General features: G+C 70.1%; 1 protein-coding gene and 1 pseudogene. Both read left to right on the top strand.

Annotated features, from left to right (window positions below):
* Window positions 1-5: 5 nt before the first annotated feature.
* Window positions 6-158 (top strand): annotated as a pseudogene (locus ABZ815_RS52780) (hypothetical protein); the annotation flags it as partial.
* Between the two features lie 108 nt (window positions 159-266).
* Window positions 267-1,437: polyketide synthase dehydratase domain-containing protein (locus tag ABZ815_RS52775; RefSeq protein ID WP_357711143.1), on the top strand; the 1,171-nt coding region annotated here is incomplete at its 3' end.

Below are 1,437 nucleotides of genomic sequence, written 5' to 3'. Positions count from 1 at the left end.
GGTTCGTGGAGTTGGTGATCCGGGCGGGTGACGGGGTCGGCTGTTCGCGGGTTGAGGAGCTGACGTTGGAGGCGCCGTTGGTGCTGGACGCCGACTCCTCAGCCCAGGTGTTGGTGCGGGTGTCCGGTGCGGGGGCGGACGGGCGACGTGAGGTGCACGTCTACGCCCGACCGGCAGGAGCAGGGACGGGGACAGGGACGGGTGCGGGAGCTGGGCTGGGCGAGGAGTGGCGGCGTCACGCCAGCGCGGTGATGGTCCAGAGCGCGATGAACGCCGAGAGCGCGGTGAACGCCGAGGGCGCGGTGAACACCGAGCGCGCCGAGGGCGTGAACGGGGATGGTGCGGGGGCTGGATTCGAGCTGGGTGTGTGGCCGCCGGTGGGGGCGCGGGCGGTGGAGGTGGAGGGCTTCTACCAGAAGCTGGCCGATGAGGGTTACGGGCATGGGCCTGCTTTTCGGGGGTTGAAGCGGGCCTGGGTGCGTGAGGGGGAGGTGTTCGCCGAGGTCGAGCTCGGCGAGCGGGAGTGTGTGGATGCGGCCCGGTTCGGGGTTCATCCGGCGTTGCTGGATGCCGCCTTGCATGCCACCAGCTTGCCCGCCCACATCGACCAAACCAACGGGGCCGACAATCCTGGCGGGGCGGGGGTGATGTTGCCGTTCGCCTGGGGCGGGGTGGAACTGCTGGCCTCCGGCGCCCGGCAGTTGCGGGTGCATGTCCAACCGGCCTCCGATGCCGATGGTGGTGTCAGTATCCGGATGGCCGATGGCAGCGGTGCCCCGGTGGCGGTGGTGACGAGTCTGGTCTCACGCCCTCTGCCGGCGGACGGGCTGGCTACCAGCGGGCTGCGGGCAGGTGAGCGGCCTGTGGTTGAGGGGTTGCATCAGCTGCAATGGCTGCCCTTACCGGGCAACCCAGCAGGCAACCCAGCAGGGCGACCGGCGGGCAAGCTCGTAGAAGGGGCGTCACACACGGCATCAGAGGCTGCGTCGGACGCGACACCGGGCCAAGTGATCGTGGTCGGCCCGTCTTCTGGTGATGTGGTGGCGGCGGTGCAGGAGGCTGGCGGCACTGTCGTGGGCCACTACTGCGATCTACCGGCGTTGGATGCCGGGCTGGCTTCAGGCGAGCCGACGGCTGAGACAGTGATTCTGTCCCTGGACATGGAAGTCTCCGCCCACGACACCCACGACGACACCCAGGACACCCAGGACACCCGGGACATCCACGACGGGCATGACGTCCACGATGGGCATGGCGGGCCTAGCGGGCTGCTGTCGCGGTTGCGTGTGGAGCTGGACCGGGTGGTGGAGGTGCTGCGGGGCTGGCTGGCCAGTGAGCGGCTGGCCGAGACCCGGCTGGTGCTGCTCACCACCGGCGTGGTCACGGTGGGGCACAACGCCGACCCCGGCACCACCGATCCCGGCAACACCGGTCCCG

It is taken from the genome of Nonomuraea sp. NPDC047529 (genome assembly GCF_040642995.1).
GTDB lineage: Bacteria > Actinomycetota > Actinomycetes > Streptosporangiales > Streptosporangiaceae > Nonomuraea.
The sequence above is the reverse complement of the archived record's forward strand: the minus strand, read 5'-3'. Positions and strand labels throughout refer to the sequence as shown.